Below are 6,835 nucleotides of genomic sequence, written 5' to 3'. Positions count from 1 at the left end.
GCGCAACTCCAAGAACGGTTGGACTATCCATGAGGCGGGCATGGCGCAGCTCGACGATGACGTCGGCATCGTGATGCAGAAACTCAAGGACATGGGCGTCGACGACAACACCATCGTCGTCTTCACCACCGACAACGGCACCGAGGTCTTCACTTGGCCTGACGGGGGCCAGACGCCATTCGCGCAGAGCAAGGGCACGGTTTTCGAGGGCGGCTTCCGCGTGCCCTGCATGATCCGCTGGCCGGGCAAGGTACCGGCGGGCAAGGTCGAGAACGGCATCATCTCCGGGCTGGACTGGTTTCCGACATTCGTGGCCGCAGCCGGTAACCCGAACATCGCCGAAGAGCTGAAGAAGGGAAAGCAGATCGGCGACACGACCTACAAGTGTCATTTGGATGGCTATAACCAGATGGACATGATCACTGGCAAGGGTCCGTCGAACCGGCACGAAATCTGGTACTTCGGTGAAAGCGAATTGGGCGCCGTGCGCATCGACGACTACAAATACCGCTTCATCGACCAGCCGGGCGGCTGGCTTGGTGACAAGACCAAGCCCGACGTGCCGTATCTGATCAATCTTCGCCTGGATCCGTTCGAGCGCACGGGGTGGCCGGGTAACGGCACAAGGGAAGGCGCGCAGCAATATTTCGATTGGTTCAAATACGAGTTCTGGCGCTTCGTGTTTGTTCAGCAACAGGTCGAAAAGCTGGCGAAGACGGCGATCGAGTTTCCTCCCATGCAAAGAGGCGCAAGCTTCAATCTGGATGCCGTGAAGGCGAAAATCGAGGCTGCCAGGACCGCAATGGCCAAGTAGGCACGCGAACCCCGCGACGGGTGCCTCAACCCGGGGCGCCCGTCGGATGGCACCAGGAGAACCGGGCGACAAAAACCCCGCTTGATCGGGAGGCCCAAATGTTGATTCCATTTTCGATGATCGCTTTGGACACCTAGCTCGTCATAACGGTGGCGGGCGGCGTGCCTGAATTCGATATCGCGCGCGGAAGAAGCGTCGATGGCACCCAGGCATTCGAACTGAGTATCGGTCAGAACGATACGGTCAAAAGATGCGTTGCAGATGAACAACAGGCGCTGACTCAATTGCAAACGCAATGGTCTCAATTTCTGGCTCGGACAAATCGCAATGCACCGAGAAAGCCAACATTGGCGGCACGCCGGATTATGTCGACCTCCTGACGTGCCTCCAGGGTACGAAAGTGGCGAAGCAACTGCCGAAGTAATGGCTACGATGGTAGCCGGTCAGCGAACGCCTCGGTTTGTAGTCCTGAATCCTGCCTTCAGAATACGGGTTATCGCGGCCGCATGTCTGGCGTTGCTGGCAAACGTGGGATGTTGACATTTCGAACCTCAATCACCGTCGCGGTGATGGCGTTCATCGTCGCTCTAGCAACGCTCCTGATCGCTATTCAGGTTCGGGCTCTTCGTTGGGCCACGCAAGACGCCGCGTCTGCCTATATGGACGCAACCAGCGCGAAGGCCTTCGGGCGCCTCCAGACCGAGATAACCGCTATAGCTTCGTTGGTGCATGTGCTGGCGACCAGTTCAAGCGTGGCCGATTCAAATGAAAAAACCGAGACCGGTCGTGCGATCCCACTGTTCAAAGCCGCACTGCGGGAACTGCCCCAAATGGATAGTATCTATGCCGGTTTCGAAAATGGCGCTTGGTTGCAGGTGCGGCGCATTGGCGATCTCAGCGATGAGCAGCGCAACAGCTTGCGTGCGACGCCTGAGGCTGACATCGCGATTAATTTGGTCCGCCCGACCCCCGGTGGCGAACTACCCATGCGACGAATTTTTGAAGATCAGCAGGGCAACGAAATCGGACAACTTGATCTATGGAAATACGGATACGACGCGCGCAATCGGCACTGGTATCGCGAGACGATGAAAGCCGACCGATCGGTGGTCTCATCGCCTTATCTTGCATTTAGCATCGGCGCACCGGTGATCACGGTTAGCGCACCCTTGCGAGGTAAAGTGCCGGGCGTCATTGCCGCCGATCTCAAGCTAGATACCTTCAGCGATTTCGTCCAGGCGCAACGCCCTGGAGAGCACGGTATCGTCGTTATCTTCGACTCGACCGGCTCGCTTATCGCCCACCCAAATTTTTCAAAATTCGCGGTCGATGCGATGACACATCCATCCAAACCGCAGTTGCCAAACATAAAGGAGATCAACTCCGGGGTCGTGGCAGCAGTCTTGCGAAGGTCGGATAGTCGCGACCACTACGACGGACGTATCCGTGACGACCACGGGCGGGACTATTTGTTCAGGGTGGCAAAATTCACTCTGGGTGAGCAGTACGACGCCAGCATATTGCTGTTGGCGGCCCAAGAAGACTTTGCCCAGGACGTTCGGAGGCTGCAGTTCACCGGACTAATCCTCGCAATTATGGCAGGCGCTGCGTTTATTCCGGTCATTTGGATATTTGGCAGCGGAATGTCTCGATCCTTGCAAAGCATAACGGCTCAGGCAGTCAAACTCCAGAAGCTGGCTGAGCCAGACCTCTCGCCGATCACCTCACGCATCAAGGAAGTTCACGAACTTGGCAGTGCGATGAAGCTCGCGCAGCGCGCCATATGGTCGTTCGCGCACTTTGTCCCTAAGGAGATCGTCAAGCGGATTGTTGATAATTCCATTTCCACCGAGCTTGGCGGAGTCCGAGAGGAGATTACCGTGGTTTTCACCGACGTCCGGGATTTTACGACTATCGCCGAGTCCGCCGACCCCGACATTCTCATGCACCAGACGTCGCGCTATTTCTCCGCGCTCACAGAGGTTTTCCTTGCCGAAGGCGGAACGGTCGACAAGTTCATCGGTGACGCCGTGATGGTGTTCTGGAACGCACCAAATCCACAGCCTGACCACGTCGAGCGAGCCTGCCGGGCAGCTCTTGCGGGCAGACTGGCGTGCGAAAAGCTCAACTCCCAGTTTGAAACGGAGGGTCTGAAGCCATTCTTCACGCGGTTTGGCATTCATCTCGGAGAGGCCGTCGTCGGCAACCTTGGGTCGACGGAGCGCATGAACTATACGGCCCTTGGTAACACGGTGAATTTGGCAGCGCGCCTCGAAGGCCTGAACAAGCAGTTTGGGACCGCCATCCTTGTGAGCGAAGACGTCTATTTGCGCGTTCAGCACTGCTTTCAGTTCAGAGCCTTCGAGTCGGTTGTTGCCAAGGGCATGACAAAGGAAACCCGAATTTTCGAGCTCGTCGGGGGATCGGTATGAAGTCAGCTTCGGTCCTGCGAGGTATCGTGCTGGGATTGCTCGGTTTGCAGCTCATGCTCGCCGCTTCAGCGGCTCGCGCAGGCGAAGATACCATCAAAGTCGGTATTCTGCATTCCCTGTCCGGCACCATGGCAATCAGCGAATTGGTACTCAAGGACACGGTTCTCATGCTGATCGCGGATCAAAACAAGAAGGGTGGGCTGCTCGGACGGAAACTGGAACCGGTCATCGTTGATCCGGCGTCCGATTGGGACGTCTTTGCCGAAAAAGCCTTGGAATTACTCACGAAGGATAAGGCCGTGGTCGTGTTCGGCTGCTGGACCTCCGCCTCCCGCAAATCCGTCCTGCCGGTCTTCGAACAGCTGAACGGCCTACTCTTCTACCCGGTGCAATACGAGGGCGAAGAAAGCTCGCGCAACATTTTCTACACGGGGGCCGCACCCAACCAGCAGGCAATTCCGGCCGTACGATATTTGATGAGCAAGGAAGGCGGTGAAGTTCGCAGATGGGTTCTGCTCGGCACCGACTACGTCTATCCGCGCACCACCAACCGGATCTTGAGCGCGTTTCTCACCGCAAACGGGGTATCGCCGGAGGATATTATGACAATCTATACGCCGTTCGGCCACTCCGACTGGCAAGAGATCATCAAGAGGATCAAGGCCTTCGGTTCGGATGGAAAAAAGACCGCGGTGATATCAACCATTAACGGAGATGCAAATACGTATTTCTACAAGGAACTCGCTGCCCAAAAGGTAGACGCTAGCGTCATTCCAGTCATGGCTTTCTCCATTGGCGAGCGCGAATTGTTCGGCGTGGACACCACCCCGCTCATCGGGCACATGGCGGCTTGGAACTACTTCCAATCAATCAAGTCAGCGGAAAACATAGCGTTCATCAAGATGTGGGCGGACTTCAACGAGCAACGAGACAAAACTACAAGTGACCCGATGGAAGCCACCTTCATCGGCTTCAGGATGTGGGCGCAAGCCGTCGTCCAGGCGGGCACCACCGACGTAAATGCGGTCCGGCAGGCCATGTACGGCCAAAGGATCAAGGCACCGAGCGGCTTCGAGGTTGTGATGAACACCAACCATCATCTTTCCAAGCCAGTCATGATAGGCAAAATAAATTCTTCCGGGACCTTCGATGTCATTTGGCAGTCAATTCATCCGGTGCGAGCCGATGCCTGGAGCAGGTACATCCCCGACAGCGCCAAGCGTACGGCCGATTGGACCTTTCCTTGGGTATGCGGCGGGTGCATCGAGCCGACATTCAAGGAATGGTGACCTGCGTCAAGGCTATCTTCTCAAGCCTGCCGTCTCTAACAATTTCACCAGCCACCAGCGCCAGCGGGGCGTTTGGTAGAAAAGTCCCAAACCAGGCGAGAGGAATCCATCGACAGTCTCGGAGAGCTGTCCGTTCGCCATCGACTGTTCAACCGTCACGCCTTCTTTAGCTGTTCTCGTGCAACGCCAATTGAGCGCGTCGCGCACCGCACAACTGCTGAGCTTCGAGGGCGCGTCGTTGCCGATCCAAACGATGACGCTTTGTTGGTCGGGAAACGCTTTGTAAGTCTCGGTGACCGAAGTCAGTTCTTGCTTGAGAGCGCATGGACTGTCGTCCTTACGGTCGGACGTGCAGAACATCCGATAGACCGTCGCCTCGCCGTTCAAGTGTTCATAAGCAGGCCACATGAAGAAGGCCGCCAAGCCTAGAAGCATGCTGCCGATGAGACCCCATACAATTCTATCCTCGACCGCTTCCTTCACGGCCAATTACCCCCGTTGAACCATAAACCCCGATTTTGGGTGGATAGTACTACTTGCGCCTTCCGCGTCTCACCAGCCTTTCGCCCTCGAAACGATGCGCACGCCGCAAATCAACGGTGAGCGCCACGTGTGAGACCGTTCTGGCCTTCCCTCGCCCGGGCCGCCGCTCCGTCAAAGCCGCTGCTTGGCTAACTATTTGTAAAAGCGATATATTATCTCCGTTGCGCGGCAGAACACGAAGGTGGACGGCGGGCCGCTGCCGCGCTAACCGTGCATCCGATTCCGGCGCGCGAATTGATAAAGGTTCCGATGGGTTCTTTCACGGTCAAGGAGATATTTCTCACGCTGCAAGGCGAGGGTCTGCAGGCGGGCCGTCCCGCGGTGTTCTGCCGGTTTGCGGGCTGCAATCTCTGGAGCGGCCGGGAAGCCGATCGCGGCACCGCAGTCTGTACCTTCTGTGACACCGACTTTGTCGGAACTGATGGCACCAAGGGTGGTCGATATCGTGACGCTGATGAACTCGCCGACGCGATCGAGAAAGAGTGGACCGGCGGCGAAGCCAATCGTCTCTGCGTGCTCACAGGAGGAGAGCCCCTGCTGCAGGTGGACGACGAGCTTGTAGGCGCGCTTCACGGCCGCGGTTTCCGGATCGCCATCGAAACCAACGGCACGTTACCTGCGCCCGATGGCATCGACTGGATTTGCGTCAGTCCCAAGTCGAGCACGCGGTTGGAGATCGTCAGCGGCGACGAACTGAAACTGGTCTACCCGCAAGCCGACGCACAACCCGAACGCTTTGCGGATCTCGCGTTCGACAATTTCCTGCTTCAGCCCATGGACGGTCCCGACGTTATCGCCAACACGCGCGATGCCATCGGATATTGCCTGGCTCATCCGAAATGGCGCCTGAGCGTTCAGACCCACAAGCATCTCGGCATCAGATGAAAATATCCCAGGCATTTCGCTTCGAAGCGGCGCATCGTCTACCGAACGTTCCCAAGACGCACCGATGTCACCGGATGCATGGGCATTCCTATCGGGTCGAACTCATCCTGAGCGGGCCCGTCGACGCCCGCACTGGCTTCGTCGCCGATTTTTTCGATCTCGAGGAAGCGTTCGCCCCCTTGTTGAAGACGCTGGATCACCACTGTCTGAACGAGGTCGCGGGGCTTGAAAATCCGACGGCAGAGAATATCGCGATCTGGATATGGGACCGGAGCAAAACCCAGCTTCCGCAGCTTTCCGCGGTGAAAGTCTACGAGACGGCTGACTGCTGGGCGGAATATGATGGGTCCGATTCCAGGTAGGAAGTCTCATGGCGGAAAGCGCGCTCGTACTTTTCTCCGGCGGTCAGGATTCGACGACGTGTCTCGCATGGGCGCTGTCGCGTTACGACCACGTGGAAACGGTCGGGTTCACCTACGGTCAGCGTCACCGGGTGGAGATGGAATGCCGGGAACCGGTGCGCGCGGGCCTTGGGGCGATCTTTTCGGCATGGAAAGCGAAGCTCGGCCGGGATCATCTCATCGACCTCGGCGTTCTCGGCCAGGTCGGCGTCAGTGCACTCACCGCGGATCTGCCGTTCGACACCCGACCCGATGGGTTGCCGGCGACATTCGTTCCCGGCAGAAATCTGTTGTTTTTGACCTTCGCGGCCATCGTCGCCCATCAGCGCAAGCTCAAATTTCTCGTCACGGGTGTCTGCGAGACGGACTATTCCGGTTACCCCGATTGTCGCGACGACACGGTGAAGGCGCTTCAGGTTGCGATCAATCTCGGCATGGAAGCGCGTCTTGTGGTCGAAACGCCTCTGATGT

General features: G+C 57.5%; 8 protein-coding genes. 7 read left to right on the top strand and 1 reads right to left on the bottom strand.

Going from position 1 to position 6,835, the window contains the following annotated elements; all coding sequences use genetic code 11:
• From WB528_RS00965 to urtA, 4 genes are all read left to right on the top strand, one after another.
• Positions 1-814: sulfatase-like hydrolase/transferase (locus WB528_RS00965; RefSeq protein WP_423886563.1), on the top strand; the 814-nt coding region annotated here is incomplete at its 5' end.
• A gap of 161 nt (positions 815-975) precedes the next feature.
• Positions 976-1,194 carry a hypothetical protein gene (locus WB528_RS00960; RefSeq protein WP_423886562.1) on the top strand — a complete coding sequence of 73 codons (219 nt, stop codon included), beginning with the start codon at positions 976-978 and terminating at the stop codon, positions 1,192-1,194.
• 153 nt (positions 1,195-1,347) lie between these two features.
• Positions 1,348-3,246 (top strand): adenylate/guanylate cyclase domain-containing protein, encoded by a 1,899-nt coding sequence (locus WB528_RS00955; RefSeq protein ID WP_423886561.1) that lies wholly within the window; start codon positions 1,348-1,350, stop codon positions 3,244-3,246.
• 53 nt (positions 3,247-3,299) lie between these two features.
• Positions 3,300-4,535 carry an urea ABC transporter substrate-binding protein gene (gene urtA / locus WB528_RS00950; RefSeq protein WP_423886564.1) on the top strand — a complete coding sequence of 412 codons (1,236 nt, stop codon included), beginning with the start codon at positions 3,300-3,302 and terminating at the stop codon, positions 4,533-4,535.
• Between the two features lie 12 nt (positions 4,536-4,547).
• Here urtA and WB528_RS00945 read toward each other — a convergent pair whose 3' ends face one another.
• Positions 4,548-5,018: a hypothetical protein gene (locus tag WB528_RS00945; RefSeq protein ID WP_423886560.1), complete on the bottom strand. Its 471-nt coding sequence runs from the start codon at positions 5,016-5,018 to the stop codon at positions 4,548-4,550.
• A 309-nt stretch (positions 5,019-5,327) separates the two neighbouring features.
• On the opposite strand from WB528_RS00945, the gene queE reads away from it, so the two are divergent.
• From queE to queC, 3 genes are all read left to right on the top strand, one after another.
• Entirely contained in the window at positions 5,328-5,963 is a 636-nt protein-coding gene (queE, locus tag WB528_RS00940) for a 7-carboxy-7-deazaguanine synthase (RefSeq protein WP_423886559.1), read from the top strand.
• Positions 5,960-6,325, top strand: a complete 366-nt coding sequence (gene queD / locus WB528_RS00935) for a 6-carboxytetrahydropterin synthase QueD (RefSeq protein WP_423886558.1) — start codon at positions 5,960-5,962, stop codon at positions 6,323-6,325. The genes queE and queD overlap by 4 nt, the downstream gene beginning before the upstream one ends.
• 8 nt (positions 6,326-6,333) lie before the next feature.
• Positions 6,334-6,835: 7-cyano-7-deazaguanine synthase QueC (gene queC, locus WB528_RS00930; RefSeq protein ID WP_423886557.1), on the top strand; the 502-nt coding region annotated here is incomplete at its 3' end.

Origin of the sequence: Bradyrhizobium sp., from assembly GCF_049586575.1 — a bacterium.
Taxonomy (GTDB): Bacteria; Pseudomonadota; Alphaproteobacteria; order Rhizobiales; family Xanthobacteraceae; genus Bradyrhizobium.
Note: the sequence above shows the minus strand (reverse complement) of the source record. Positions and strands in the feature narration are given on the sequence as shown.

Coding starts and splice junctions, on each gene's coding strand:
- WB528_RS00955 (WP_423886561.1), top strand. CDS start 1,348: ATGTTGACATTTCGAACCTCAATCACCGTCGCGGTGATGGCGTTCATC.
- urtA (WP_423886564.1), top strand. CDS start 3,300: ATGCTCGCCGCTTCAGCGGCTCGCGCAGGCGAAGATACCATCAAAGTC.
- queD (WP_423886558.1), top strand. CDS start 5,960: ATGAAAATATCCCAGGCATTTCGCTTCGAAGCGGCGCATCGTCTACCG.
- queE (WP_423886559.1), top strand. CDS start 5,328: ATGGGTTCTTTCACGGTCAAGGAGATATTTCTCACGCTGCAAGGCGAG.